This window comes from Fontibacillus forbon, from assembly GCF_046559655.1.
Classification (GTDB): Bacteria; Bacillota; Bacilli; order Paenibacillales; family Paenibacillaceae; genus Fontibacillus.
The window spans coordinates 971,542-997,856 of sequence record NZ_JBKGFV010000002.1; the positions used below are offsets into that span (position 1 = coordinate 971,542).

Annotated in this window: 22 protein-coding genes, 1 pseudogene and 1 riboswitch; of the genes and pseudogenes, 14 read left to right on the plus strand and 9 right to left on the minus strand. The window is 51.2% G+C overall.

Going from position 1 to position 26,315, the window contains the following annotated elements:
- Positions 1–106: 106 nt before the first annotated feature.
- The 4 genes from ACLB09_RS11460 to speD all read left to right on the plus strand — a co-directional run bounded on the left by ACLB09_RS11460 (position 107) and on the right by speD (position 7,501).
- Positions 107–2,842, plus strand: a complete 2,736-nt coding sequence (locus tag ACLB09_RS11460) for a glycoside hydrolase family 9 protein (RefSeq protein WP_410769941.1) — start codon at positions 107–109, stop codon at positions 2,840–2,842.
- Positions 2,843–3,009: 167 nt separating this feature from the next.
- A complete protein-coding gene (locus tag ACLB09_RS11465; RefSeq protein ID WP_410770073.1) occupies positions 3,010–5,931 on the plus strand; it encodes a glycoside hydrolase family 48 protein in 2,922 nt (973 codons plus the stop codon).
- Positions 5,932–6,209: 278 nt separating this feature from the next.
- The gene (locus tag ACLB09_RS11470) at positions 6,210–6,560 is read left to right on the plus strand and encodes a DUF2087 domain-containing protein (RefSeq protein ID WP_410769942.1); all 351 of its coding nucleotides are present in this window, start codon (positions 6,210–6,212) and stop codon (positions 6,558–6,560) included.
- Positions 6,561–6,694: 134 nt separating this feature from the next.
- Positions 6,695–7,501 (plus strand): adenosylmethionine decarboxylase, encoded by an 807-nt coding sequence (gene speD, locus ACLB09_RS11475; protein WP_410769943.1) that lies wholly within the window; start codon positions 6,695–6,697, stop codon positions 7,499–7,501.
- Positions 7,502–7,550: 49 nt separating this feature from the next.
- On the opposite strand, the gene rpmG is transcribed toward speD, so the two are convergent.
- The gene (gene rpmG, locus ACLB09_RS11480) at positions 7,551–7,700 is read right to left on the minus strand and encodes a 50S ribosomal protein L33 (protein WP_059046469.1); all 150 of its coding nucleotides are present in this window, start codon (positions 7,698–7,700) and stop codon (positions 7,551–7,553) included.
- Between the two features lie 44 nt (positions 7,701–7,744).
- A complete protein-coding gene (locus ACLB09_RS11485) occupies positions 7,745–8,962 on the minus strand; it encodes a GTP-binding protein (RefSeq protein ID WP_410770074.1) in 1,218 nt (405 codons plus the stop codon).
- Positions 8,963–9,168: 206 nt separating this feature from the next.
- Here ACLB09_RS11485 and ACLB09_RS11490 point away from each other — a divergent pair, with 206 nt between their 5' ends.
- The gene (locus ACLB09_RS11490) at positions 9,169–10,230 is read left to right on the plus strand and encodes a permease (protein ID WP_410769944.1); all 1,062 of its coding nucleotides are present in this window, start codon (positions 9,169–9,171) and stop codon (positions 10,228–10,230) included.
- Positions 10,231–10,240: 10 nt separating this feature from the next.
- Complete coding sequence (locus tag ACLB09_RS11495) at positions 10,241–11,152, plus strand: TIGR03943 family putative permease subunit (RefSeq protein ID WP_410769945.1); 912 nt, start codon at positions 10,241–10,243, stop codon at positions 11,150–11,152.
- A gap of 30 nt (positions 11,153–11,182) precedes the next feature.
- Here the strand turns inward: ACLB09_RS11495 and ACLB09_RS11500 are convergent, their stop codons facing one another.
- Entirely contained in the window at positions 11,183–11,593 is a 411-nt protein-coding gene (locus ACLB09_RS11500; RefSeq protein ID WP_410769946.1) for a NusG domain II-containing protein, read from the minus strand.
- Positions 11,594–11,794: 201 nt separating this feature from the next.
- Between ACLB09_RS11500 and ACLB09_RS11505 the strand changes: the two genes are divergently transcribed.
- Positions 11,795–12,283, plus strand: coding sequence for a flavodoxin domain-containing protein (locus tag ACLB09_RS11505; RefSeq protein WP_410769947.1), 489 nt, complete (start codon positions 11,795–11,797; stop codon positions 12,281–12,283).
- A gap of 63 nt (positions 12,284–12,346) precedes the next feature.
- Here ACLB09_RS11505 and ACLB09_RS11510 read toward each other — a convergent pair whose 3' ends face one another.
- Both ACLB09_RS11510 and ACLB09_RS11515 read right to left on the minus strand, forming a co-directional pair.
- The gene (locus tag ACLB09_RS11510) at positions 12,347–13,369 is read right to left on the minus strand and encodes an ABC transporter substrate-binding protein (protein WP_410769948.1); all 1,023 of its coding nucleotides are present in this window, start codon (positions 13,367–13,369) and stop codon (positions 12,347–12,349) included.
- A 148-nt stretch (positions 13,370–13,517) separates the two neighbouring features.
- Positions 13,518–15,032, minus strand: a complete 1,515-nt coding sequence (locus ACLB09_RS11515) for a copper amine oxidase N-terminal domain-containing protein (protein ID WP_410769949.1) — start codon at positions 15,030–15,032, stop codon at positions 13,518–13,520.
- A gap of 176 nt (positions 15,033–15,208) precedes the next feature.
- Positions 15,209–15,252, plus strand: a riboswitch (PreQ1 riboswitch).
- A 131-nt stretch (positions 15,253–15,383) separates the two neighbouring features.
- Between ACLB09_RS11515 and queC the strand changes: the two are divergent.
- The 5 genes and pseudogenes from queC to ACLB09_RS11540 form a co-directional block, all read left to right on the plus strand.
- Positions 15,384–16,046: pseudogene (gene queC, locus ACLB09_RS11520) on the plus strand (7-cyano-7-deazaguanine synthase QueC); the annotation flags it as partial.
- 74 nt (positions 16,047–16,120) lie between these two features.
- A complete protein-coding gene (queD, locus tag ACLB09_RS11525; protein ID WP_410769950.1) occupies positions 16,121–16,618 on the plus strand; it encodes a 6-carboxytetrahydropterin synthase QueD in 498 nt (165 codons plus the stop codon).
- Positions 16,611–17,411 (plus strand): 7-carboxy-7-deazaguanine synthase QueE, encoded by an 801-nt coding sequence (gene queE, locus ACLB09_RS11530; RefSeq protein ID WP_410769951.1) that lies wholly within the window; start codon positions 16,611–16,613, stop codon positions 17,409–17,411. The genes queD and queE overlap by 8 nt, the downstream gene beginning before the upstream one ends.
- Positions 17,412–18,067: 656 nt before the next feature.
- Positions 18,068–18,565, plus strand: coding sequence for a preQ(1) synthase (queF, locus tag ACLB09_RS11535; protein ID WP_410769952.1), 498 nt, complete (start codon positions 18,068–18,070; stop codon positions 18,563–18,565).
- 73 nt (positions 18,566–18,638) lie between these two features.
- Positions 18,639–19,607 (plus strand): 2-hydroxyacid dehydrogenase, encoded by a 969-nt coding sequence (locus tag ACLB09_RS11540; RefSeq protein WP_410769953.1) that lies wholly within the window; start codon positions 18,639–18,641, stop codon positions 19,605–19,607.
- 111 nt (positions 19,608–19,718) lie between these two features.
- On the opposite strand, the gene ACLB09_RS11545 is transcribed toward ACLB09_RS11540, so the two are convergent.
- The 3 genes from ACLB09_RS11545 to ACLB09_RS11555 form a co-directional block, all read right to left on the minus strand.
- Positions 19,719–19,964 carry a hypothetical protein gene (locus tag ACLB09_RS11545; RefSeq protein WP_410769954.1) on the minus strand — a complete coding sequence of 82 codons (246 nt, stop codon included), beginning with the start codon at positions 19,962–19,964 and terminating at the stop codon, positions 19,719–19,721.
- A gap of 81 nt (positions 19,965–20,045) precedes the next feature.
- Positions 20,046–20,624 carry a PadR family transcriptional regulator gene (locus ACLB09_RS11550; protein ID WP_410769955.1) on the minus strand — a complete coding sequence of 193 codons (579 nt, stop codon included), beginning with the start codon at positions 20,622–20,624 and terminating at the stop codon, positions 20,046–20,048.
- Between the two features lie 12 nt (positions 20,625–20,636).
- Positions 20,637–22,157 (minus strand): MDR family MFS transporter, encoded by a 1,521-nt coding sequence (locus ACLB09_RS11555; RefSeq protein WP_410769956.1) that lies wholly within the window; start codon positions 22,155–22,157, stop codon positions 20,637–20,639.
- A 241-nt stretch (positions 22,158–22,398) separates the two neighbouring features.
- Between ACLB09_RS11555 and ACLB09_RS11560 the strand changes: the two genes are divergently transcribed.
- Positions 22,399–23,484, plus strand: a complete 1,086-nt coding sequence (locus tag ACLB09_RS11560; RefSeq protein ID WP_410769957.1) for a M24 family metallopeptidase — start codon at positions 22,399–22,401, stop codon at positions 23,482–23,484.
- Positions 23,485–23,551: 67 nt separating this feature from the next.
- Here ACLB09_RS11560 and ACLB09_RS11565 read toward each other — a convergent pair whose 3' ends face one another.
- Positions 23,552–24,253, minus strand: a complete 702-nt coding sequence (locus tag ACLB09_RS11565) for a queuosine precursor transporter (RefSeq protein WP_410769958.1) — start codon at positions 24,251–24,253, stop codon at positions 23,552–23,554.
- Between the two features lie 275 nt (positions 24,254–24,528).
- On the opposite strand from ACLB09_RS11565, the gene ACLB09_RS11570 reads away from it, so the two are divergent.
- A complete protein-coding gene (locus tag ACLB09_RS11570) occupies positions 24,529–26,220 on the plus strand; it encodes a methyl-accepting chemotaxis protein (protein ID WP_410769959.1) in 1,692 nt (563 codons plus the stop codon).
- The last annotated feature ends 95 nt before the right edge of the window (positions 26,221–26,315 follow it).

Below are 26,315 nucleotides of genomic sequence, written 5' to 3' on the forward strand. Positions count from 1 at the left end.
GCGTCCTCTACTTTAACGAAAGTGAGGTGAACGGGCTATTTTTTTGTCGTTGCAGCCGAAAGTCGTTTGTTTAGTAGAATCACTCTAAGAGAGGATGAAATCTGCTATGGGCAAATGGTTCAGGAAAAGTAGTGCACTGTCCTTCAGTATTTTGTTAGCGCTTACAAGCTATTCGGGCTGGTCATCCCTTCCCGGCAAAGCAAGCGCAGCCCCTTCCGATTACAATTATGCCGAGGCGCTGCAAAAATCGATCTATTTCTATGAAGCGCAGCGTTCCGGAGAGCTTCCCGATAACAACCGCGTGGAATGGCGGGGAGATTCGGGAATGCAGGACGGTGCGGACGTAGGGCATGATTTGACCGGCGGGTGGTATGATGCCGGAGACCACGTCAAGTTCGGATTTCCGATGGCTTCTACGGCAACCCTGCTGGCCTGGTCGGTTTACGAATACCGGGAAGGTTATGAACAGTCCGGTCAACTGGATGAAGTTCTGGACAATATCCGCTGGGCAACGGACTATTTCATGAAAGCGCATACAGCGCCGAATGAGTTGTGGGGTCAAGTCGGCAACGGAACGGCGGACCACAACTGGTGGGGGCCGGCCGAGGTAATGCCGATGCAGCGCCCGGCATATAAAATCGACGCCACCCATCCCGGCTCCGATCTGGCCGGTGAGACGGCCGCCGCGCTGGCAGCCGCTTCGATCATTTTTAAAGACAGCGATCCCTCCTACTCCGCCGAACTGCTCCAGCATGCCAAGGAATTGTATAGCTTCGCGGATCAGTACCGCGGAAAATATTCCGACAGCATCACCGACGCCAAGCAGTTTTATAATTCCTGGAGCGGTTATGCGGATGAGCTCAGTTGGGGAGCTATCTGGCTTTACCTGGCGACCCAGGAGCAGAGTTACCTGGATAAAGCGATCGCGGCAAGCGATCTGTGGGGCACCAACCAGCAAGGACAATGGGATTACAAATGGACCCACGCTTGGGATGATAAACACTATGGAGCCCAGCTTCTGCTGGCCCGGATTACCGGAGACCCCCGTTTCGTTCAATCCACGGAACGGAATATGGAATTCTGGACAACCGGCGTTAGCGGCACGGGTGAAAAGGTAACATACACCCCCGGCGGCCTGGCCCATCTCGATCAATGGGGCGCCCTGCGGTATTCCGCCAACCAGGCATTTCTGGCCTTTGTGTATTCCGATTGGGTGAGCGATGCTACGAAGAAAATAAACGCGCGTTCATTCGCTGAACAGCAAATTTTGTACATGCTGGGCGACAATCCGCGTAACAGCAGCTATGTCATCGGCTTCGGCGATAATTCGCCACATCATCCGCATCATCGCACCTCTCACGGATCCTGGGCGGACAGCCAGTCCGTACCTTCAAATCACCGCCATGTGCTGTACGGCGCGCTTGTCGGCGGACCGTCAAAAACCGACGCCTACACCGACTCGATCGGCGATTACGTGTCCAACGAAGTTGCGACGGATTATAATGCCGGATTCACCGGCGCATTGGCCAAAATGATGTTGCTTCACGGCGCCGGCCAGCAGCCCCTCTCCTCGTTCCCTGCGCCGGAAACGCGCGAGGACGAAATGTTCTTAGAGGCTTCGGTCAATGCCAGCGGCAGCAACTTTATCGAAATCCGGGCCTTGCTAAACAATCGCTCCGGATGGCCCGCACGCGCCAGCGAGGACATGTCCTTCAAATATTATCTTGATCTTAGCGAAGCGGTCGCGGCCGGGTATGGACCGGAAGACATTACGGTAACTGCCGGAGGCTATAACCAGGGGGCTACCGTATCCCAGTTGCAGCCGCACGATGAAGCAAACAACATTTACTACACGAACGTCGATTTCAGCGGAACCCGCATCTATCCGGGCGGCCAATCGGCTTACCGTAAAGAAGTGCAATTCCGTATCGCCGGACCGCTGAACACGAATTTCTGGGATAACAGCAACGACTTTTCGTATCAGGGAATCGGGAGTAACAGCGGCGGCCCAATAAAAACGGCTAATATCCCGGTATTTGACGCCGGTGTCCGGGTATTCGGAGAATTGCCGGACGGAGGAGGAAATCCGGGAGAACCCAAGGTTCCTGCGGCGCCTAAAGGAGTGATTGCGACTCCGGGCAGCGGAAAGGTTGCCTTGTCCTGGAATGCGGTATCGGGAGCGGCCGATTATGTGATTCAACGTTCGGAAGCGAGCGGCGGTCCTTATACTTCCGTAGGCAACGTGACCGGAACCTCGTTCAGCGATAGCGGACTGAGTAACGGAACGACCTATTTCTATGTCATTACGGCGAGAAATCAGGTCGGCAGCAGCCTCCCATCCGCCCAAGTCAGCGCTACACCGCGAGAAATCCCCATTCCTACGGAAGGGGACATAAAAGTTCAATATCGCACCAACGACACCAATGCCGGAGATAATCAGATCCGGGCCCAGTTCAAGATCGCCAACACCGGAGACGAAAGCATTTCGCTAAGCAATGTGAAGCTGCGTTATTATTACACGATCGACGGAGACAAAGCGCAGGAGTTCCATTGCGATTACGCAGCCATTGGCAGCGGCAACGTCAGCGGCTCTTTCGTTAAACTGGAATCGCCTCTTCCCGGGGCCGATTATTATCTTGAAATTTCGTTTGGCCCAAGTGCGGGCACCCTGGCACCGGGTGCCGACACCGGGGAAATTCAAATCCGCTTCAACAAAGCCGATTGGACCAACTTTAGCGAAAGCGATGATTATTCTTATGACGGAACGCTGCAAAGTTATGCCGAGTGGAACAAAACTCCTTTATACCTGAACGGAACTCTTGTATGGGGAGCAGAGCCCTGAGCCACACCTTGAGCAAAGCCTAGATTGTACTGACTGCCGAGATCGATAAGCAAATCATTTAATCCTTACCCAAATCACATTGAAGGGATGATGGATTTATGAAAAGATCGAACGTGTTCAGGAAACCCCTCTCGCTTGCTTTGACCGCAGCATTATTATTTTCCCTGATGACCGGCGTGTTCGGGGCCGGGACTCCCAAAGCGATGGCCGCCTCCACGGAGGAAACCCGCTTTCTGCAGCTTTACGATCAGCTTAAAGATCCCGCTAGCGGATATTTTTCGCCCGAAGGCATCCCCTATCACGCTGTTGAAACCTTAATGAGCGAAGCCCCGGATTACGGGCATATGACGACCTCCGAAGCCTACAGCTACTGGATGTGGCTTGAAGTGTTGTATGGCCACTATACGGGAGACTGGAGCAAGCTTGAAGAAGCCTGGGATAACATGGAGAAATATATTATCCCGGTGAATGAAGGCGACGGCAAAGAAGAACAGCCGACCATGAGCTATTATAACCCTAACAGTCCGGCGACCTATGCCGCAGAATATGACCAGCCGGACAAGTATCCAAGCCAGCTAAGCGGACAATATGCCGCAGGCAAGGACCCGCTCGATGCCGAACTGAAGGCGACCTACGGCAATAACCAGACCTATCTTATGCACTGGCTCGTCGACGTGGACAACTGGTACGGTTTCGGAAACCTGCTCAACCCCAGCCATACCGCCGCTTACGTAAACACCTTCCAACGCGGCGAACAGGAATCGGTATGGGAAGCGGTTCCTCACCCCTCCCAGGACGACAAATCGTTCGGTAAACCCGGCGAAGGATTTATGACCCTCTTCACGAAAGAGAGCAACACGCCTGCTCCGCAATGGCGTTATACCAATGCCACGGATGCCGATGCGCGGGCGATTCAAGCCATGTATTGGGCCAAAGAACTCGGCTATGATAATGAAGTTTATTTGCAAAAGGCCGAAAAAATGGGCGACTATTTGCGCTACGGCATGTACGACAAGTACTTCCAGCAAATCGGAAGCGCCTCCGACGGCTCGCCTTCGGCCGGTACCGGTAAAGATGCCGCGCACTATCTGATGGCCTGGTATACCGCCTGGGGCGGCGGGCTTGGAAACACCGGCAACTGGGCTTGGCGCATCGGAGCCAGCCATGCGCATCAAGGCTATCAAAACGTGGTCGCTGCCTATGCCCTGTCCGACCCGGAAGGCGGCCTCATTCCTGCTTCGCCGACGGCGGGCACGGATTGGGCTACTTCGCTGAAACGTCAGCTTGAATTCTATTCCTGGCTGCAGTCCAGCGAAGGCGCCATTGCCGGCGGGGCGACCAACAGCTATGACGGGGCCTACAAAGCTTATCCGGCAGGAACCAGTACGTTCTACGGAATGGCCTATGACGACGCACCGGTCTATCATGATCCTCCTTCCAACAACTGGTTCGGCATGCAAGCCTGGCCGGTGGAACGGATCGCGGAGTTATACTATATTCTCGCTTCCAGCGGAGACACCTCGTCCGAAAACTTCCAAATGGCCAAGCAGGTCGTTGAAAGTTGGGTCGACTGGTCGATGGATTACGCCTTCGCCAACAACCGTCCGGTGACCGATTCGGAAGGCTATTACCTCGATCAGCAAGGAAACCGGGTACTCGGCGGCAACGATCCGCAAATCGCTACCGTGTCCGCTCCCGGGGAATTCTGGATTCCGAGCAATCTGGAATGGCAAGGCAAGCCGGACAGCTGGAACGGATTCAGCAATCATACCGGTAATCCGGGTCTTCATGTAGTCACCAAAAACCCGGGACAAGACGCCGGGGTCCTCGGAAGCTATATCAAGGCTTTAACTTTCTTTGCAGCCGCTACGAAGGCGGAAAACGGCAGCTACACCGCACTCGGCAGCCAAGCCGAACAATTGGCCAAATCGCTGCTGGATGCCGCCTGGGGCTATAATGACGGCGTCGGCATCACGACGGTTGAGCCCCGCGGCGATTATTACAGATATTTTATGAAGGAGATATACTTCCCTAACGGTTGGAACGGAACCTTCGGCCAAGGCAACGCCATTCCGGGCAGCAATGCCGTGCCTTCCGATCCTGCCAAAGGCGGAAACGGAGTGTACGCCAGCTATATCGACGTCCGTCAGGACATTACAAACGATCCGGACTGGTCTTATCTCGAAAACAAATTCAACACGTCCTGGAATCCGCAAACCAAACAATGGGATAACGGAGCTCCGGAATTCACGTACCACCGCTTCTGGTCCCAAGTCGACATGGCTACGGCCTATGCCGAATATGACCGGCTGATTAACGGCGGTGGCGGAGGCCCGGTGGAGCCTGTAGCTCCTAAAGCGCCTACGGGTCTTAAAGCGACCGCCGGTGATGCTCAAGTCGGTTTGACCTGGAACAAATCGACCGGCGCCGAGTCTTATACGGTCAAACGGGCCACGCTCAGCGGCGGACCTTACACCGACATAGCCACGATTTCCGAAATGGCTTACAACGATTTCGACGTGGTCAACGACACGACCTACTACTATGTGGTAAGCGCAAGCAATGCGGTAGGTTTCAGCCCGGATTCCGCAGAGGTCAGCGCGACACCGACAGAGGCGCCGATTCCGGCGGAAGGCGATTTGACCGTCCAGTACCGGACGAACGACAACAACGCGAACGACAACCAAATCCGGGCCCAATTCAAAATAATCAACAACGGTGACGAAGCTATTGCTTTAAGCGACGTGAAGCTACGCTACTATTACACCATCGATGGAGACAAAGCACAGCAGTTCCACAGTGACTATGCCGCGATCGGAAGCGGCAACGTCAGCGGCGCCTTCGTCAAGGTGGACCCTGCTCTTCCGGGAGGAGATTACTATATCGAGATTTCCTTTAGCGCCGGAGCGGGAAGCCTGGCACCAGGAGCCGACACTGGAGAAATTCAAGTCCGCATCAATAAAACCGATTGGAGTAACTATGCGGAAGCGGACGATTTCTCATATGACTCGACCAAATCGGCATACGCCGACTGGGAGCGCGTTCCTGCCTACCTGAACGGCAGCCTGGTTTGGGGACTCGAGCCTTAATCTTAATCCTTAATCATCGCAATGAAAGGCCCGGCGGGTTTCATCCGCCGGGCCTTCGATGTATTTACCCTAATTGAAGACTGTCTTAGCTGCCCCTGCTGATACCCTGCACTAAAAGAGACAGGTTACTGTATTAATGTCTATTTGTTATGGTCTGCTGAGCAAAGCATGGCATTGACTTCACAACCTAATTCGATTATTATCTAATTAAATAAATATCTAATTCGGTAAACTGTATATCTGTTCCAATTTGAACAGCATAAGGAGGACAGTCTTTCATGAACCGACAGGAAGATGAAAAGCAAAAAGTGAACCAGCGAACCATGGACCCGAAACAACAGGCGTTACAAACCAACGTCATCAAAAACTTTTTTACAACCGAAGGAAGATTGAAGGAGCTGCCTACCAAATATAAGAAGAAACTAATCGTACTCCACCATCTTGTCTCGGAACTGGAACCGGACCGTATTTATACGGAGAAAGAAATCAACGAGTATATCAAACCGCATCACGAGGATTATGCGACCATCCGCAGAGAGTTTATCATTCACGGGCTCATGAGCCGGGATAGAGAAATTTATAAACTGAACCCTAAGGAACAGTGGGACAGATGGGATAATTTAACCTGATTCTTCCTTTCATGGCGGCGATCTCTCCCCTTCTCTCTGGCTAAACGTTTTTTCCGGGACAGAATGGGTATAAAAGTAAGGTAATGCAAACAAACTTTACCATGAGACCAGCCACGAAAAAGGGGGATTCCCTCATGAAACTGACCCAGGAACAGCGGATCCAGTTGCACGAGTTTAACAACCTGACCAAATCGCTCAGCTTTAATATGTACGATATCTGCTATACGCGAACCAAGGAGGAACGCGAAGCCTATATCGCCTACATCGACGAGCAATATAATTCGGACCGGCTGACGAAAATCCTGACCACCGTCGCGGAAATCATCGGCGCCCATGTGCTGAATGTCGCCAAGCAGGATTACGTTCCCCAAGGGGCCAGCGTTACGGTACTCGTCTCGGAAGGTCCGGTCGTGGAGGTGCCGAACGAATCGTTTGAAGAATCACCCGGGCCGCTTCCCGATAATGTAGTCATCCAATTGGACAAAAGCCATATCACCGTCCATACGTATCCGGAATATGATCCGAATGAAGGCATCAGCACGTTTCGGGCGGATATCGACGTCTCCACCTGCGGCGAAATTTCGCCGCTCAAGGCGCTGAACTATTTAATTCACTCCTTCGATACCGATATTATGACGATCGATTTCAGGGTCAGAGGCTTCACCCGCGATATCAACGGCCAGAAGCTGTTTATCGACCATGATATCAGCTCCATTCAGAACTATATTCCGGACGAAGTACTGGACCAATATCAAATGATTGACGTCAATGTATACCAGGAGCATATTTTCCATACCAAATGCAAGCTGAAGGAATTTGATCTGAACAACTACCTGTTCGGTTACACCAAGGACACGCTTAGTCCCAAGGAACAACAGGAAATTACGGAGCGGCTGACGATTGAGATGGACGAAATTTTTTACGGAAAAAATATCATTTGACCGGCCGACGGCCGGTCTTATTCAGTTGAGGGCGTCCAGCAACCCCTGGCTATCTTGTTTCTCTGTGAATCGTATATTTTCTTAGCCGCGGCGAATATTTACGCAGCTCCAGACGTTCCGGATGAGTTTTCTTATTTTTGGTGGTCGTATAGTTTCTGTCCCCGCATTCCGTGCAAGCCAGAGTGACAACTACGCGCATTTACCTTCACCTCCTTCCTTTTCCGAACAACCCGTTAATCCGGTTCAGTTGCCCATGGCCGCTTCGTAGTCTTCATCGCTAATCCAGGGGAGCGGGTTGTTGAACCCGGACCAATCCAGCTCCATCTCCTCGGCAGTAAGCAGGCAATCGTCCAGGTCCCGCTCCAGCAAGTTTCGATCCATGTCGATGCCGATCAACACAATTTCGTTCATGCGGTCGCCCCAGACGGAATCCCATTTCATCAGTACTTCCGGTTCCATCCGAAACACCTCCTGCCGTTCTTCCTCAGTCAGAGCAGCCACCCACCGGCCGGCCGGACCGAACTGAATCGAGGGGCCGGCTTGGCTCAGGCTTGCCGCCAGGTCATGTTTCACCGCGAGCCATACGGTTCCTTTGGCTCTTACGACTTCAACCGGCCAATTTTCCAATACCTTACCGAGCCTTTCCGGATGAAAAGGTTTTGATCTCCGGTACACGAAAGAACCGATGCCATACTCTTCCGTCTCGGGCGTATGCTCGTCTTTCTGAAGCTCTTTGATCCAACCGGCGGACAAGCTGGCTTTTTCAAAATCAAACCGTCCCGTATTCAATATCTCCTTCGGGTCCACGACACCGTTGCTAGAAGTGAGCAGCTTGGCCGTCGGCTGCAGTTTGCGAAGCACTCCCTTAAGTTCTTCCAGCTCCTCTTCGCCCACCAGATCGCATTTATTCAAGATCAGCACATCGCAGGTTTCGATCTGGTCGATCAGTAAATCGACCACGTCCCGCGTATCCTCCTCCCCTGTCGCCTGGCCCCGGTCGAGCAGCGTTTCGCCCGAGCCGAAATCATGCCAGAACCGATAGGCATCCACCACGGTCACCATGGTGTCCAGTCTGGCAAGGGCGGTCAAGTCGATTCCCGTTTCGGGATCTTCATAAGTAAAGGTTTGAGCAATCGGAACCGGCTCGCTGATTCCGGTCGATTCGATCAGAATGTAATCAAACCGGCCTTCCGCCGCCAGCTTTTGGACTTCCCGCAGCAAATCGTCCCGGAGCGTACAGCAGATGCAGCCGTTGGACAGCTCCACCAGCTTCTCTTCCGTTCTGGACAACTGGGCCCCATTGCTCACCAGGCCTGCGTCGATATTAATTTCGCTCATGTCGTTCACGATCACGGCGACTTTCAGGCCGCCGCGCTGGTTCAGTATGTGGTTAAGCAGCGTGGTTTTCCCTGATCCCAAATAGCCGCAAAGCACGGTGACCGGTATTATTTTCGTATCCAAAGTCACTAAGTCATTTGCCCCTTTCAAGTTTAAGTAATTTGTTTCATTTCTTTATTCGTAATTATTACGATTAATAACATTTACTATATCCCCCGCTCTCCAAGTTGTCAACGGTTCACGAAAAGTTTTGCTTTTCTGTTCTGAACTCCTGTTTTGCTAAATAGTAATGATTATGATTAAGTATCCTGAAGAGGAGATTCCCGTCGATGAACAAACCGTTTCCGCTCCGCATCCTTCCCATTTTGGCGCCCGCAGCGTTCATTCTGGCTTGTCTGACCGTCCTATTGCCTCTTACTGCGGGCTCCATCAATTTGACCTACCTTTATACGTTCCGGACAAGCTTTCTCGGCATATTACTGGAGGCGTTGCCGTTTGTACTGCTAGGCTCGCTATTGTCCTCGCTGGTGCATTTATATGTATCCGAACAATTATTGAAAAAATGGATTCCGAAAAATCCTGCCGCCGGAATTTTGACCGCCTGTATTCTCGGACTTTTGTTCCCGGTTTGCGAATGCGGCATGATTCCGCTGATTCGCAGGCTCATCCAGAAAGGCATGCCTGTATACATTGCGACTGTCTTTATTCTATCGGGGCCGATTATTAATCCGGTCGTGTTCGGCGCGACCTACATGGCGTTCCGGCTGTATCCCGAGATGGTTTACGCCCGGATGGGACTGGCCTTCTTCGTAGCCGCCTCCATCGGGGTCATGATTTACGTCACCTGGAAAAATGATCCGCTTAAAACGGCTTCCATCTCCAAGGCGCACTCCCATTCCCATCATGACCATGACCATGACCACGACCATAATCACGCCTGCCACCATACCGCTCACCATACCCATTCAAATCAAGGTGAAAAGAAATGGACCTCCATCTTCGTCCACACGGCGGATGAATTTTTTGATATGGGCAAATATTTGTTGCTGGGCTGCATGCTTACCGCAGGAATTCAATCCTTTGTGGCAAAAGAAAGCCTAGAATCCATCGGCAACGGCCCGGTCAGCGCCTATGTGTTCATGATGGGTTTCGCATTTCTGCTGTCCCTTTGCTCCACTTCCGATGCTTTTGTCGCCCAAACGTTTCTCCATTCGTTCTCGTCCGGCTCCTTGCTCGCTTTTCTCGTCTTCGGCCCGATGCTCGATTTCAAAAATACGTTAATGCTGCTGTCCGTTTTCAAAACGAAATTCGTCATTTACTTGGCTTTTCTGATTTGCGCGGTAGTCTTTACGGGAGCGGTTGCTGTGGATGCTCTCTTTTTAAGTCAATAGGAGGGAAGTTATGATGAATGAAAGGCCATTCTTCCGAAGCCATGAACTGATCCGAAGTCTCATCTTACTCGGCTTTGCCTTATATATCGCACGTTTGTCCGCCACTGGATATCTTCAATATTACGTCGCACCGGAAATGTATCCTTGGCTCCGGCTGAGCGTCATTCCGCTCGTCGCGCTATCTCTCAATCTTGCTTACCGGGCTTTGTTCGGGACGAAGCACGGTGTGGATTGCCATTGCGAACACCCCGTCACCGGTTCCAAACTCAAACATTCGGCGATCTATGCCCTATTTATCCTTCCGCTACTGTTAGGAAGCCTGCTTCCCGACCAGGCTCTCGGGGTCACGGCCGCAACAAAAAAAGGCATGATTCTCGGATCGCCCGTGCTGACCAGAGAACAGCTGGACGGCAAATTCAAAGCACCGGACAAGTACAACGTGGAATTTGCCGAACTGGCCAAGCTGCTGTATGTGCAGGATCCGATCGAAGTCAAACCGGAAATTTATTCAGAAATCGTAGGGGCCATACAATTGTTCAAAGAAGAGTTTAAGGGGAAAAAGATCAAGTTGAGCGGTTTTGTGTACCGCGATGAGGGCATTTCACCGGATCAAGAATTTGTCCTGGGACGTTTTCTCGTGCAATGCTGCACGGCGGATGCATATCCATTCGGCGTTCCGGTCATTCTTCAGGCTGACGATCCGGAAGTCCGAAACGATGCATGGTTAGAAGTCGAAGGGAATCTGGTTACGGTAATCCGCGAAGGTAGAGAAGTTATTGCGGTTACTGCCGAGCGGGTGACCGAAATTCCACGACCGGATACCCCTTATATCTACCTCAACAGCAAAGCGGTGGAACAATGGATCCAAAAGGCAAAAGAGTCTTCCGGAGGTATTGAGCCTGGATCTGCGGGAGATTCGTAAAAACACAGACTCCAGGCTTGCCCTTCCCGCTTAACGGGCATAAGCATCCACTTCATCTTCCGGGGTCTCCTTGCTGCCCTTACTGCCGGCGATTTCCACATAGACCCGGTTCGGGACGCAGATGATGGTCTCATTCGGCCGGGATATGAATCCCATGGCCATGGAAATTTTTTTGGGACAATCCGCAAAAATCATCTGAATGCCCCCGTCAAACTTTTTAAGAATATTGTGTCCGAATTCGGTTTTAATCTCGATTTCTTCCGATGCTCCGTCCAAGGGAACGGTTTTGTACAATTGGCCGTCCACCGTGATGACCGCATTCAGGTCTGCCGGATTATAAGTATGACTCTGTTCGTTAAAATAGCGGATCCCCAGCCAGAGGATACCTACTACGACAAGCACGGCGATGAGCCACAGATCGCCCTTTTTTAACTTCAACATGTCCGTCTTCCCTTCGCAGATCCGGGCTCAATCCCGTTTAATAGTAAAATTTACGAATACAAAATAATACTAAATAAACTCAAAGTCATTTGTCAATGCGCATTGATATGGTTGCATGCTTGGCAGTATGATAAATCTCTTATCTATTAGAGACACCATCTTATATAATTTGGAAAATGAGGATTACACAGGAGGTTCGATATGAGTGTATTGATTGCTTATGCCGGTAAGTACGGCTGTACGGCAAAATGCGCGTCCATACTGGAATCCCAGTTAACGGGCCCGGTAAGTATCGTTAATTTGCATCATGACCCCCTTCCCGACCTCGCTGCTTTTGAAAAGATTATAATCGGTGGATCGATCTACTATGGACAACTGCAAAAGCCTTGCGTCAGGCTATTTCGTGAACATCTTAAGACGCTCTTGCAAAAAAAAGTCGGGGTATTCATTTGCTGTGGATCCCCGGATCAATCAGATCAATTTGTCACCCATGCGCTGCCGTCCGAATTACGAGATTCCGCACTAAAAATTTCATGCTTCGGAGGGGAATTGAAACCCGACGCCATGAGCTGGTGGGACCGGTTCGTTACGGCCATGGTAGCGAGGTCCGCCGCCAAAAAGAACGCGCCTCCCTCAACCATTCTGCACGAAGCTATTGCTGATTTTTCCGCTGCCATGAATAAGGCCTAAAGTCAAAAGGCTGCCGCATTCTTAAGAAATCTTAAGAGTACGGCAGCCTGCTCCATATAGGCCTTACTTTTGATTTTGACTCAGAATCATATCCGTAAGGATATCAACCTGCTTCTCCAAATTCAAGCCGTCAACCATCCAGAATTCCTTCATATCAAGGAAATACACATGATTGTTTTTCACGGCCGGAATGTTTTTCCAGATTGCCCCGTTCATGATTTCTTTGGCCCGCTCTGCCCCGCCATCAGGTTCATATACGGTAACAAACATATGATCGGCCGCATAATCACCCAGCACTTCAAGCGAGATATCCGCACCGGTTCCCGGGAACACCTCGGACTCGATTTTCGGCAACGGCTTCAGCCCGAACATTTCATACAAATTATATCCGGCGTCTCTTGTTTTCGGCCATACCCAAAAGTTTTTGGCCCAAATCGAGTAGGTCCCGATCGTTTCGTCCGGTCCGATGACTTCCTGCAACTTTTGTTTCGCTTCTTCCGCTTTTTGTTTGTAACGGGTGATGAATTCTTCCGCTTCCTTTTCGCGTCCAAGCAGATCGCCCATCGTTCTTACTTCATCAAGCGGGTCGATGCCTTCCCAGCCCGTAGTGGCAAGCGTAACGGTCGTAGCGATCTTTTTCAGCTGCTCCACGTTTTCCGCCGGTAAATACGACGGCACGATAATGAGGTCGGGATTTAGCTCCAGCACCTTTTCAACGGAGACGTCACCTACATTGGCTACGCCCTCCAGTTCTTTTTCCAAAAGCACGGAATTTTCCAGCGCCAGCGATCCTGCACCGACCGGCTTCACGCCAAGTGCCAGCAGATCGCCCAAATGAGTGACCGATACAATCCGCTCCGGATGGGTCGGTACTTCGATATCCCCTTTCAGATCTTTGAATATCTTAGTCTTCGCCTCTTCCGTATTCGAGCCTTGATTCCCGGCATTCTGACCCGCTTCATTGGTGGCCGCATTGCCGCCGTTAGCGCTGTTGTTAGCGCCGTTTTGGCCTCCGCAAGCGGAGAGAACGATAGACAGCAGCAATATCGCCGTCAGAGATAAAAGGCTGTGTTTCATGTAACGCATGATGGACCCTCCGTCTTCATTGATAATGATTATCATTTTCTTTATGTTCTCATATTATATCAGGAGGGCGTGCATTGTCCACAAAAAAAGATTGCCCCCTCCTTAATGATGGAAGGGACAACCTTTTCGGTTACCTCAAATGAAACCGTTATTGACGCTCAATCGTAATCCAGCCCTCTTCATCTACGGTCACCGTTGCACCCAAGGACTCAGCAATGAAGCGCAGCGGAACATACATCGTTCCATCCTGGTGAACGAACACCGGTTGAGCCAGCGTAACCGTTTTACCGTTCACGGAAGCTTCTTTGGAGCCTACAGACACCGTAATCTGCCCACCGGTAATGTCGTCGATGATGACGATTTGCTTGGAGCCCGGAGTCCATTTTACTTCGGCATCCAGTTGCTCGGACAGATAACGAAGCGGAACAAAGGAGGTGTTCTTTTTAGAGATCACGCCGTAGTATTCATTGTAAGGATCAAGAAAAATGGATTTATGCGTAATTTGCGCTTCGTCCTTCAATAAATTGTAAACTACGGAACCTTGTTCAAAATTGCGTAACACTTGCCCCGGCGTCAAGGTACCGTCCATAACGTCGATCACCCCGTTCGAGGTGTCCACTTTGTCGGCGGTCACCGTGCCGCCCACATTCCAGATATCGCTTGCCACTTTAACCTTGATGGCTTGGATTGGCAGATCTTCCGAAGCCGGCAGAGCCACAGACAGTTCCAGATATTGCTTGCGGATGTTGAGCTTGCTGTCAAAGCCAAGGTCCATTTTCAAGAAGGTATCCTTGCCCAATACCGTTGCGAGTTCCGGAGTGTCGGCCAACAAATCAGCCACTTGCTGATCGTAATCGGCCAGGAATTTGTTTAGTTCTTCCTGAATCGCAGCCGTTAAAGCCGCAACCGTCACAGCTTTGGATTCAGGCAGAGCATCCAAGTCATCGGAATCGATGAAGTCGCTGCCCGTTTCATAACTCATCAACGGATAGAACACGTCGTAAAATGTACCGATCAAATCTTTAATGCCTTGTTCATCCTTTACGGCACTCGTAAGGAATGGTTTGACCAGGCCGACCAGTTCGTCTCCCCTTACCTCAACCTGCAGGTTGGTCAGATTCACCGATTCCCCGTTTACCTTGTCGCTAACCTGCTTCACAGAGATCTTGCTCGGATTCGGCAAATGCTTCAGGAAAAACTCGGTTGCCTGAACCGACAATTGCTGAGTCTGTTCAGTGTAGGCAGCCATATCCGGCAAATCTGCGGCGGCGGAATCAAGCGATATGTATATCGGCTGCTTGGCTCCTTCTACCTCGATTACCAAGCCCTTCTCATCCATCGACAATTGGAATGGAAGATTTTTGCCGTCGAATCCGACCGTCCCTTTCAGCGAGGCCGTGCTGGCATCCTGCGTTTTGGCGCTATCTACTTTCAGCGAGAAGGAATTGATCAAATCTATGATTTTCTTGTCCTCTGCAGAGATCGTACCCGCTGCCGGTACAACTTCAACCGACATAGTTTGGCTCGATTCGCTCGATACCGGCGTAACGCTTTGCAAGAGTGCCTTGTTGATATCAAAGCCTGCAACCGCTTGGCAACCAGCAAGCACTACCAACAGCAGCGCTAGTGGAAGCGCCAGCCATTTGGTTTTTATTTTCTTCATCCGTTTCTTTCCCCCTTCATATAATATCTTCCATTATCATCCACAGGTTTACGGTTGTAAATAGACAAATAGGCGGAATTATGCCAACATTTCCATATGATCAAATAATAGAGCTATGATATAATAGCTGCGGGTGCAAACCCGTAACAATTGAAGAAGATCCGTGCGTTGTCCGCACGGGAGAGGTTCGCGAACTCCCTCTATAAAAAACTAATGGTGCCCTGCACGGATAGCATGGGCTTGTTTTTTTGCGGTGTCAGTTCAAGAACTCTCTTTCTTCTATTTCCTACTAAGGCGAAAACACGATCTATCGCCTTCGGAACAAATCCAAGAAGAATGAGAGGTTTTTTTATGCTTAAAAATGAAAAAGCGGTCGTTGTTTTCAGCGGCGGTCAGGACAGCACCACCTGCCTGTTCTGGGCGCTGAAGCAATTCAGGGAAGTCGAAGCGGTCACTTTCGACTACGGCCAGCGCCATTCCATGGAGATCGAATGCGCCAAAAGAATCGCCGCTGAGCTCGGCGTCAAATTGACCGTGCTGGACATGAGTCTGCTCGGCCAATTAACTCAAAATGCGCTTACCCGCACCGATATTCCGATCGTACATGAAGAAGGAGAGCTTCCCAGCACTTTCGTGGACGGAAGAAATCACTTGTTTCTTAGTTTCGCGGCTGTTTTGGCCAAGGGCGTCGGAGCCCGTCATCTGGTAACCGGCGTATGCGAGACCGATTTCAGCGGATATCCGGATTGCAGGGATGTCTTCGTCAAATCGCTCAACGTGACTTTGAATCTGGCGATGGACTACGAATTCGTCATTCATACGCCTTTAATGTGGATCGACAAAGCCCAAACCTGGCAATTGGCCGACGAGCTCGGAGCCTTCGACTTTGTCCGCGAAAACACGCTGACTTGCTATAACGGCATCATTGGCGACGGATGCGGCGAATGCCCCGCCTGCAAACTGAGAAGAGCCGGAATGGAGAGCTACCTGCGCTTGCGCCGTGAGGCTGGAAATCAAACGACTGTATCGCATAACTTCAGATTTATGGAGAACGGTCTCTCTCAGACCTCCGGGAAGGAGGAACAGGAATGACGAACCGGGAACCGGGAGCATTTCGCATCGTGGAACGGTTGCAAGTCTTCGGAGAGGATATCTCGAAAGATCAGCTTCGGTACCATCGGCGCCGCGTTCTTGTCAGCAAGGAATTTACCTTTGATGCGGCGCATCACCTGCATGCCTATGACGGAAAATGCAAAAATCTTCACGGCCATACGTACAAAGTCGTTTTCGGAATTAGCGGAAAGCCCGACGAACGGGGAATCACCATCGATTTTGGCACGGTAAAGCAGATTTGGAAAAACGAAATCGAGGGCTATCTCGATCACCGCTATTTGAATGAGACGCTACCGTCTATGAATACGACGGCGGAAAATATGGTCGTATGGCTATATGAAAAAATGGAGGCGGCACTGTTGTCGGAACATTACCGCTCCTCCTTGCCGGACGCACGAACCGAGTTCGTCCGCCTGTACGAAACGCCGACAAGCTTTGCCGAGGCGAGACGGGAGTGGATGCAGGATGAATAGCGGCAGCGGGATTAACACGAGCCCCGGGAGCCCCGGAAATGGGGATACTGGCCATATCGTTGGCCCGGCCCCGATTCCCGTGCTTGAAATCTTCGGTCCCACCGTCCAGGGCGAAGGCATGGTCATCGGCCAAAAGACGATGTTCGTCCGCACCGCAGGCTGCGACTATCGTTGCTCCTGGTGCGACTCCGCGTTTACCTGGGACGGCAGCGCCAAAGATTTGATCACCAAGATGACCCCTGCGGAAATCTGGGACGAGCTGCGGAGAATCGGAGGCGACCGGTTTTCCCATGTTACGCTGTCCGGCGGCAATCCCGCCCTTCTGCCCCAGTTGGAGGGTCTGGTATCGCTCCTCCGCGATGAAGGCATCACGATAGCCGTGGAAACCCAAGGCTCCCGGTGGCAGGATTGGCTGGCCGAGATTCATCAGGTGACGCTCTCTCCCAAGCCTCCAAGCTCCGGGATGGCTACGGATTGGCATGTACTGGACGACATGGTCGCCAGGCTCTCGGCCCGGCCCGCCCCATTTGCGGCGAGCCTCAAGGTCGTCGTCTTTGACGAAGCCGACCTGGCTTACGCCAGGAAGGTGCACGCCCGGTACCCGGGCGTTGCGATGTTCCTACAGGTCGGCAATCCCGACGTGCGGCGGATGGACATCGGCCATCATGCCGCGGATCTGCTGCATCGTTACGAAGCGCTTATTGACCGGGTCATGTCCATAAGCGATTTGAACGATGTACGCGTGCTGCCCCAGCTCCATGCCCTCGTGTGGGGCAACAAGCGGGGTGTTTGAAGCCGCTAGTTGCGGCAGGGAGAGTTGGCGGCGTGTGTTGGCGGCCGGTTTGTGGTTGGTTTGGTAATTAGTTCGCGGTTAGCTTCCGGTTGTTTTGTGGTAGGTTTGTGGTTGGTTTGTGGTTGGTTTGTGGTTGGTTTGTGGTTGGTTTGTGGTTGGTTTGTGGTTGGTTTGTGGTTGGTTTGGTAATTAGTTCGCGGTTAGCTTCCGGTTGGTTTGTGGTTGGTTTGTGGTTAATTCGTAATTAGTTCGCGGTTAGTTCGCGGTTAGATTAGCTCGTGGTTAGCTCGTGATTAGCTCGCGTTAACTCACGTTTATCTGACATTCTATCCGCTGAACGCGAACTAACCGGCGACTTAACTGGAAAACCTACAGTTAATTCGGCCGGTTAGGCGACCAATTGGAGAAATAACTGGAAAACCTACAGCTATTTCTCCCCATTTCCCGTATTCAGGCGTAAACACGCAAAATTAACTGGAGGTTATCCAGTTAATTACGCCGGGACAACTAAAATCCCAGAATTAACTGGAGAAAATCCAGTTAATCTTGCAGATGCGGATCAACACCCGGGGCATTTATTCAACTTTCGAGGTAAAATCCTAACTATTGATCTGCCAGTGATCTGAGAGAGTTTTTTATATTAAGGAGGAAATACGATGACAGGAAGACAGCAGCAAGAAATGCAGGATGTAACGCTTCTGGGCAATCAGGGCGTTAAATACCCTATGACCTATACCCCGGAAATCTTGGAGAGCTTTGATAACAAGCATCCTTATCGCGATTACTTCGTAAAATTCAATTGTCCGGAATTCACCAGTCTCTGTCCGATTACGGGGCAGCCGGACTTTGCTACCATTTATATCAGTTATATTCCGGATATCAAAATGGTGGAGAGTAAATCTCTCAAGCTTTATTTGTTCAGTTTCCGAAACCATGGTGATTTCCATGAAGATTGCGTTAATATAATTATGAACGATCTGATTAAACTGATGGACCCGAAATACATCGAAGTGTGGGGCAAGTTCACTCCGCGCGGCGGCATCTCCATCGATCCGTACTGCAACTACGGCCGTCCCGACACGAAATATGAAGCCATGGCGGAGCACCGTTTGATGAATCACGACATGTATCCCGAAAAAGGAGATAATCGTTAAAAGCATTTCTTGGTTACCGCTCAGGTAGCTGCGAAGACCCGGCACCAGACATAAAGAGAGGAGTCGCTAGCTTATGAAGCCGAAAGTATATATTACCAGAAAGGTTCCGCCGGAGGTGGAAGCCTATATCGGGGAACACTGCCGTTACAGCAAATGGGATCATCCGGAGCCCATCTCCCGTGCACGGCTGCTTGAAAGTCTGGGTGATGCCGATGGACTTCTGACTACCGGCGGAAAAATCAATGCGGAATTGCTGGAGCACGCTCCTCATTTACGCGTTGTCAGCAATATCAGCGTAGGCTATAACAACTTCGACCTTGAGGCCATGAAAAGCCGGGGAGTTCTGGGGACGAATACGCCCGATGTCCTGAACGAGACGGTGGCCGATTTGATTATGGGATTAATGCTGTCCACGGCCCGGCGGATCGCCGAAATGGACCGGTACGTCAAGGAAGGACAGTGGAAACGCGGGGACGACGAACTCTTATTCGGACTTGACGTTCATCATAAAAAGCTTGGGATCATCGGGTTGGGCAGCATCGGCGAAGCGGTCGCCCGCCGGGGCAAATTCGGGTTCGGCATGGACGTGCTCTATCACAACCGCCACCGGAAGCCGGAAGCCGAGACTGCCCTGCAAGCGGAATACCGCAGCCTTCCCGAGCTGCTTCGCGAAAGTGATTTCATCGTGCTGATGACGCCGTTGACGCCGGAAACCCGTGGATTGATCGGGCAGCGCGAGTTCTCGCTGATGAAACGTACAGCCGTATTCATCAATGCGTCGAGGGGCGCTACGGTCGACGAATCCGCACTCATTTACGCCCTGGAGAACAAACTGATTTATGGAGCAGGGCTGGATGTATTCGAACGGGAACCCGTGGCGGCCGACAATCCTTTGCTTGCCATGCCGAACGTGGTCGCTCTGCCGCATATCGGCTCCGCGACGGAGCATACGCGCCGGGAGATGGCGATGCTTGCCGCCGAAAATCTGGTGCTTGCATTGCAAGGACATACGCCCCCCAATATAGTCAAAGAGCTGCAATAGCGTCTCATCAACTCATATCAGCAAAAAACAACAAGCATGCATTCAAAAAAATCCTCCTGAAGTCCATGAATGATGGACCCCCGGAGGATTTTTGTTTGACTTCCTTATCTCTTACTTATCTTCGAATCCGGTACGATACTTCCGCTCGCTGGAGGACGACTGCTTCGTGGCTTCCTTGTCCTTTTCATCCCGGACCTGAAGATTCAAATCCTCGACCGGAATCGGATCCACGTTCCGCTCGCTCTCAAACCGATCAAAAAGACTGGGCTGTTCCGTAGGATACTGTTCGGGATGATCCCGATCAACAGAGACTTTTTCAAGAAGGTTACGATCCGTGTTCACTGTATCGTCTGACATGCTCTCACCTCGTTACGGCTTTGTACTTCCTTTATACCTCAAAACCATACGGGATAAACATGGCCCCCGCCCCTGTTCGGCTTAGTCTTCGTCCAGCAGCGGGGAGAATTCCTTCTCGCTGAGCCGTCCCGCCTCCGTATCCGCCAGCAGCCGGACGAGCCAAGCCAACTCGGTTTTTGCATGTTCATATCGCCCTGCCATTAAATGCAAGACGCTCCGGGGAACGATTCCCTGGTGCTCGCAATAGACCTGATAGCACAGATTCACCTGATGTTCGGCTTCACGCACCCGTTCTCTTAGAATGGCAGCGATCTTTTCACGGTCCCCTTTCCCGGCAAACACCAGGGCGATATGCATCGGATGAAATAACGGGACATCCTCCTTGAACCGATCCAGCAGCAGTTTTTGAAAATAGGCCCTTCCCTTGTCCGTGATCCGGAATACCGTTTTGTCCGGACGGGTGTCGCTATGAATGGTCTCCACAGCTTCGATATACGATTGTTTGGCCAACTGGTCGACAGCGTAATAAAGAGAGCCGATTTTGAATCTGCCCTGAAAATCCAGGAATCGATCCTTCATCCGGGTCCGTATTTCATAAGGATGCATATTTTCTTCCATCAGCAGGCCGAGAATACATAAACGGATCGATAAAGCTTGCATATCCCGCTTCCCCTACACGTGCTGCTTCTTGGCTTCGGGCTGCTTCGCCAACATGCGGTCATTAGGCATCACGATCACGACCACAACGGTCAGCACGGCCGGAATCAGGGCCCACATAAAGGTATGCGCGATCGATGAAGACATCGCATCCGTCAATTTATCCAGAATTTCCGGCGGAATCAAGGCCCGCTTTTCCGGTGACAAGGCCTCGCGGGTATCGCCGAAAGCCTGGCCCGCCTGACCCATGCCTTGGAAAGCCTCGGCCATATTGTCGGCCATCAGATTTCTTTGCACGATCCCGAAGATGGTGATCCCGAGCGTCATGCCTAGCGATCTCAGGAAAGAGTTTGTCGAGGTCGCCGCGCCGCGCTGATGCGTATCGAAGGGATGTACCGCGGCCATGCCGAGCACGGAAAAGGAAAATCCGACCCCGAACCCGGTAAGGATGCTATATAACGTCAACAGCGTCCGCGAGGAATCGCCGTTCAATGTACTTAGTGCAAATATGCCGGATACGAAGAAGACGACGGATATCGCCATAATCGAGCGATAGGACAGTTTCGACGCCAACATGCCGCCCATCATGCTGCCCACGACGGAACCGATCATCATCGGCATCAGAATGAGGCCGGAATTCGTGGCGCTTCCGCCAAAAACGCCCTGGACATAGATAGGTATGTACACCGTCGCAATGATAAAGACGCTCCCGTAAAACAAGGCCAACAGGCTGCTTGTCGCATAAAGCCGGTTCCGGAACATATCAAACGAAATAATCGGCTCTTTCGCTTTGGTTTCCACCACCAAAAACACCAAAAACAAAACGGCAAAACCGGCAAACAAACCAAGAATCACCGCCGAATCCCAGGCGTATTTCTCCCCGCCCAGCTCAAGCGCGAACATCAGGCAAACGACGGCTCCGACGAGCGAAAATGCCCCGCTCCAGTCAATCTGCTGTTTGGCATGGGAAAGCGATTCCTTGTAAAAAAGAATGATTAGGATCAACGCTACGAGACCGATCGGCACATTGATGTAGAACACCCAGTTCCACCCGAGCGAATCGGTAATGTAGGCTCCGAGCAACGGACCGAATATGCTGGAGGTTCCGAATACGGCCCCCATCAAACCCGTCATTTTACCCCGTTTCTCCACCGGAAAAATATCGTAAATAATCGTAAACGCAATCGGCATCAGCGCTCCGCCGCCGATCCCCTGGATCGCCCGGAAGATGCTGAGCTGTATTATGCTTCCCGCCATTCCGCAAAGTATCGATCCGATCAGGAACATGATGATCCCGAACAGGAAAAACTTCTTCCGTCCGTACATATCGGACAATTTGCCGAAGATCGGCGTACCGGCCATCACCGCCACCATATAAGCGGACGTAACCCAAACGAACTGTTCCATTCCCCCGAGTTCGGATACGATCGTTCCCATCGCGGTCGTCACGATGGTATTGTCCATCGCCGACATCAGAATGGAGAGCATCAAGCCGATCAATATAAATTTGGTATTATCTTTTTTTTCAACGCCCATCATCCGGCCCCCTATACCTATTCAAATTTGAATATCATTACACTATTTTAGTGGAAAAGAAGAAAATGTAAACCCTTTTGAGAAATAACTCATTTCCGCACCCCTTCCCTATGCAGCCCCTGCTAAAACACTTGCATGGTGGAACCGCGCTAAGGCTTATTTGAAGGTTTTCTTGAAGCAGTTTGTCAGAAGGTGTACCCTATACTATAGGAATAAAAGTCAGGAAAGGAAGTAGTTCACGATGAATGCACATTGGTCCGGATTGGTACAAAAAATGAAACAGCAAGGGATTCAGACCCTGCTGATCACCGATCCCAAACACGTATATTATTTGACGGGCTTTCTAAGCAACCCACACGAACGGTTTCTGGGGATTCTTTTCCAGCCCGGCAGCGAACCGGCCCTGGTTGTCCCCGCACTGGATGAAGAGGCTGCCCGTGCCGCAACCGGAGGCATGGACATCATCACCCATCTGGATACGGATAACCCTTATCATTTACTGCAAAACAGACTTCAAGGTTCGGTCGGCACGCTGGGCCTGGAAAAAGAAAATTTGACAATAGCCCGGTTTGAACAATTACAGGAGGCATTAGGCTTCACTACGTCCGTAGATATCGGTCCTTGGCTCCGGGATCTGCGGGTCCGCAAAACAGCCGACGAAGTCGAAAAAATGTCCCACGCCGTCCGGCTCATCGAACAGGTGCTGCAGGAATCGCTCAAACAGGTGAAAGAAGGCGTGTCCGAAAACGAACTCGTAGCCGAAGTGGAATATCAAATCCGTAAACTCGGCGCGGACGGACCTTCTTTCGATTCCATGGTGCTTTCCGGCGAAAAAACGGCATTGCCTCACGGTGTTCCGGGGGAAAGAAAGCTCCGCCGCGGCGATCTGCTGATGTTCGATATCGGCGTTTATGCGTCCGGATACGCTTCGGACATTACGCGGACCTTCGCCTTCGGCGAACTCTCCGAGGAACAGGTGCGGATCTATGAGACCGTGCTCGCGGCGAACGAAGCGGCAATTGCGGCCATTACTCCGGGCGTCACCTTCGCCTCCATCGACAAAGCCGCCAGAGACGTCATTGAGGCTGCCGGATATGGCCCTTACTTCATCCACCGTCTCGGTCACGGGCTTGGCATCGATGTTCATGAATTCCCTTCCGTTCACGGACAAAACGAATACCTGCTGAGCGCGGGTAATGTATTCACCGTGGAACCGGGCATTTACGTACCGGGCGTTGGCGGGGTTCGGATTGAAGATGACTGCCTGGTTACGGATACGGGCGTTCGGGTGCTGACCTCTTTTCCAAAGCAACTCACCTATTTGTAAATCACGAAACCGGCTGAAAATACAAACAAACCTCCAAATCGCCTTAGGCGGTCTGGAGGTTTGTCGTTTATGACGCCGCCTTTGCGGGCTCGTCTTCTTCATGACGGAAATTCCGGGCAATGTACAGGAACGGAGTTCCCGCCGCGGTAAGGATGAATTTAAAGATATACGTCGTAAACAGGATTTCAAGCCAAACTTGAAAGCTGTATTCGCCGATAAAGGCAATCGAGCAAAAGATAAGCGTGTCCACGAACGAACTCACCATGGTACTGCCGTTGTTCCTGATCCAGAGCTGATTTCGCTTCGGATAATGCTTGCGGATCCAGGAATACAGACGAACATCGAGAAATTGACTGATAAAATAAGCGGTCAGACTTCCCAATGCCAACCTCGGCATCAAACCGAAAATGGTTTCCAGCGAACCCTGAGCTATATCGCTTTCTTGCGGCTGAAAAACAAGTACCATCTGCATCAGGACCGTAGTCATGATCAGGGTGAAAAAGCCGAACCATACCGCCTTTTTCGCTTCCTGACGGCCAAACTTCTCATTCAACAGGTCACTGGTCAAATACAGGCTGACATACATCGTATTGCCTAGCGTCATGACAATGCCGAACATCTCCACCGTCTTGACAACCTGGATATTGGCGATGACCGTGGCTACCCCGATCCAGGCGTACAGGCCTTTTTTCCCAAACAGCTTATAACAGAGCAGGAAAAAGCAAAAATTGACGAGCATATAAAATATGCCCCATCCTATATTAAACACATAAATTCCTCCTAGTTTTGATTACGCGGGATGGTTACGAACCGCGGCTGAAAATAACAGCAAGTCCCAAGATACCACATCTCCGGCCAAGTTACTATCCCTTATTTCCATTCAGCACAATTTTGAAAATGAAAAAAATGAAAAACATCATTTTCAAAAGCCTTTTTTTTCTATAAAATAGCACTAATGAACACTGGTCAAATAGAACCAGAAGCAAGCCATACTGCCTAGAGAGAAAAATATCTAGAAATCAGGAGAAAATGGGGAGGATTTCCATGTCCAAAAGAAAGCATTCCATTAACCGCAAATTTATGCTCACATTTGCCGTCGTCATCATTCTTTCATCCGTCTTGTTTAGCTCCAGTTTCTTCATCGTCTCCATGGGAATCATCAACAAAAATGTTCTTCCTCAGTTCGATAAGGTGCTTCAAACCAGTTCTAAAGATATTTTTAAGAACCTGGATACGACCCGTGCTCTCCAATTGCTGACCGGAAATGATAATTCGCGGTTCGCTGTGGAATCCTATCTGTCGGAAAAAGTGGAAGAGTTTCAATTACATACAGCCTATCTTCTTGACTTGCAAGAGGATAAAGCCACGGTAATCGGCGTCAATGAGGGATCGAATATGAAAGTCGGCGATCAGCTAGAGGTCTTTCAGGCAATGAAAGACGCGGAGTCCAAGGGCAAAGCCAGCATCAGCGAGCTCTATTCCGACCAATTCGGCTCCCATAAAACCGCGTACATGGCACTGCCGGGCAGTTCCGCCCTGCTGGCCGTCGGTATGGATGCCACCTTCATTGAGCAAAAAAGGAGCGAAATCACCTGGATTTGCTTCGGCATCTTTGCCTTCGTAATCGCTGTGGGCATGGTGGTCGCCTTTATCAACAGCCGGAGAATCACGAACCCGCTCAAGAGACTGGCCGCCGTCACGGAAAAAATGGCCCAGGGCGATTTCCGCGAGCAGATCGAAATCACCTCCAAAGACGAGATCGGCCAACTGGCCGATAGCTTCCGGACAATGACCGCCCAGCTCAAGGAGATGATCGGCAAAGTGCTGGAAACGTCGAATTCCGTTGTCAGCGGTTCAGACCGGTTGCTTCATTCGGCAGAGACGTTTAAAGGCCTCACCGAACGATCCGGGGCGGCTACGCTCGAGATAGAAAAGGGCAGCTTCACCATCGCTTCCACCGCGGCGGAAAATGCCCGGGCCATGGAAGAAATCTCGCAAGGCGTGCAGCATATCGCCACCTCTTCCGCGGAAGTAACGGAGAAGATCGGCCAAGCCTCGGAAGAATCCAATTCGGGAAATGAGCTTGCCAAAACGGCCGTGGAACAAATGAGACAGGTAGAACAGGCGGCCATCAAATCGCGGGAATATATCTCCGTGTTGAACGACCGCTCCGAGTCCATTGCCGCCGTCGTTAGCGTCATTATGGATATTACGAAACAGATCAATATTTTGGCGCTGAACGCGGCCATTGAAGCGGCACGCGCAGGCGAGCACGGGAAAGGCTTTGCCGTGGTGGCCGAGGAAGTCCGCAAGCTGGCCGAACAATCAAGAACGGCTACCGATCAGATCAGTGAATACCTGCTGAGCATTCGCGAGGAGGCCATGAATTCCGTTAACGCGATGGAGCTTGTCAGCCAGGAAATTAAGTCCGGAACGGACCGCGTCAACCAGGCGGGTATCGCCTTCGGACAATTGACGGATTTGATCTATAACATCAATATGACGATCCAATCGGTTTCCGCATCCACCGAGGAAGTTTCCGCCGGTACCGAAGAAGTAACCGCATCGGTAGAAGAAGCCGCGAACATTACGGCAAAATCGCTTCAAAACATCGAAGAAATCGCCGAATATTCCAGCCAGCAAATCGATGAGATGGAGGTCCATTCCAGAACGGTTGAGGCATTGTACGAACAGGCCCGTTCCCTTCAGGGAGCGGTGGAGAAGTTCAAAATCTAGACTGCTGCAAAAAGACGCATCCTTGGGTTATCAAGGATGCGTCTTTTGATTTGGAAGACTGCTTTTGATTGGCTGATTGGCAAATTGGCTAATAC

What these genes read in the sequence shown, in the direction of transcription:
- ACLB09_RS11510 (WP_410769948.1), bottom strand. Translation starts at nt 13,369, where the DNA reads ATGCGTTACATGAAACACAGCCTTTTATCTCTGACGGCGATATTGCTG.
- ACLB09_RS11470 (WP_410769942.1), top strand. Translation starts at nt 6,210, where the DNA reads ATGAACCGACAGGAAGATGAAAAGCAAAAAGTGAACCAGCGAACCATG.
- ACLB09_RS11460 (WP_410769941.1), top strand. Translation starts at nt 107, where the DNA reads ATGGGCAAATGGTTCAGGAAAAGTAGTGCACTGTCCTTCAGTATTTTG.
- ACLB09_RS11495 (WP_410769945.1), top strand. Translation starts at nt 10,241, where the DNA reads ATGATGAATGAAAGGCCATTCTTCCGAAGCCATGAACTGATCCGAAGT.
- queF (WP_410769952.1), top strand. Translation starts at nt 18,068, where the DNA reads ATGACAGGAAGACAGCAGCAAGAAATGCAGGATGTAACGCTTCTGGGC.
- ACLB09_RS11570 (WP_410769959.1), top strand. Translation starts at nt 24,529, where the DNA reads ATGTCCAAAAGAAAGCATTCCATTAACCGCAAATTTATGCTCACATTT.
- queD (WP_410769950.1), top strand. Translation starts at nt 16,121, where the DNA reads ATGACGAACCGGGAACCGGGAGCATTTCGCATCGTGGAACGGTTGCAA.
- queE (WP_410769951.1), top strand. Translation starts at nt 16,611, where the DNA reads ATGAATAGCGGCAGCGGGATTAACACGAGCCCCGGGAGCCCCGGAAAT.
- ACLB09_RS11555 (WP_410769956.1), bottom strand. Translation starts at nt 22,157, where the DNA reads ATGGGCGTTGAAAAAAAAGATAATACCAAATTTATATTGATCGGCTTG.
- ACLB09_RS11545 (WP_410769954.1), bottom strand. Translation starts at nt 19,964, where the DNA reads ATGTCAGACGATACAGTGAACACGGATCGTAACCTTCTTGAAAAAGTC.
- rpmG (WP_059046469.1), bottom strand. Translation starts at nt 7,700, where the DNA reads ATGCGCGTAGTTGTCACTCTGGCTTGCACGGAATGCGGGGACAGAAAC.
- ACLB09_RS11540 (WP_410769953.1), top strand. Translation starts at nt 18,639, where the DNA reads ATGAAGCCGAAAGTATATATTACCAGAAAGGTTCCGCCGGAGGTGGAA.
- ACLB09_RS11490 (WP_410769944.1), top strand. Translation starts at nt 9,169, where the DNA reads ATGAACAAACCGTTTCCGCTCCGCATCCTTCCCATTTTGGCGCCCGCA.
- ACLB09_RS11550 (WP_410769955.1), bottom strand. Translation starts at nt 20,624, where the DNA reads ATGCAAGCTTTATCGATCCGTTTATGTATTCTCGGCCTGCTGATGGAA.
- speD (WP_410769943.1), top strand. Translation starts at nt 6,695, where the DNA reads ATGAAACTGACCCAGGAACAGCGGATCCAGTTGCACGAGTTTAACAAC.
- ACLB09_RS11465 (WP_410770073.1), top strand. Translation starts at nt 3,010, where the DNA reads ATGACCGGCGTGTTCGGGGCCGGGACTCCCAAAGCGATGGCCGCCTCC.
- ACLB09_RS11560 (WP_410769957.1), top strand. Translation starts at nt 22,399, where the DNA reads ATGAATGCACATTGGTCCGGATTGGTACAAAAAATGAAACAGCAAGGG.
- ACLB09_RS11515 (WP_410769949.1), bottom strand. Translation starts at nt 15,032, where the DNA reads ATGAAGAAAATAAAAACCAAATGGCTGGCGCTTCCACTAGCGCTGCTG.
- ACLB09_RS11505 (WP_410769947.1), top strand. Translation starts at nt 11,795, where the DNA reads ATGAGTGTATTGATTGCTTATGCCGGTAAGTACGGCTGTACGGCAAAA.
- ACLB09_RS11500 (WP_410769946.1), bottom strand. Translation starts at nt 11,593, where the DNA reads ATGTTGAAGTTAAAAAAGGGCGATCTGTGGCTCATCGCCGTGCTTGTC.